Below are 352 nucleotides of genomic sequence, written 5' to 3' on the forward strand. Positions count from 1 at the left end.
CACTGTGGCCCAATATAGGAGGACTACCCATGTCCACAAATGCTGTCGTTCGTGCTCGTATCGATGAGCACATCAAAGAAGAAGCCGCTGCAGTACTTGCGACAATGGGCTTAACGGTTAGCGATGCTTTCCGCATGATGATGACCCGTATAGCGCAGGAAAAGGCGCTGCCATTCGAGCCGTTGGTGCCCAACGCCAAAACCGTTGCCGCGATGAAAGAAGCCCGGCGCGGAAAGCTGCAAAAGTTCGCCACCATTGATGATCTGATGGCGGATTTGCATGCGGACGATTGAGAGAAACAGTCAGTTCAAGCGAGAGTTTACGCGAGAGGCCAAGGGGCCGCATCGAGATG

1 protein-coding gene is annotated in these 352 nt (G+C 54.0%); it reads left to right on the forward strand.

Going from position 1 to position 352, the window contains the following annotated elements; all coding sequences use genetic code 11:
• Positions 1-29 precede the first annotated feature (29 nt).
• Positions 30-293, forward strand: coding sequence for a type II toxin-antitoxin system RelB/DinJ family antitoxin (locus GHO25_RS25835; RefSeq protein ID WP_024265237.1), 264 nt, complete (start codon positions 30-32; stop codon positions 291-293).
• Positions 294-352 lie beyond the last annotated feature (59 nt).

The organism is Pseudomonas sp. FSL R10-1350 (genome assembly GCF_009600525.1).
GTDB classification, from domain to species: Bacteria; Pseudomonadota; Gammaproteobacteria; order Pseudomonadales; family Pseudomonadaceae; genus Aquipseudomonas; species Aquipseudomonas helleri.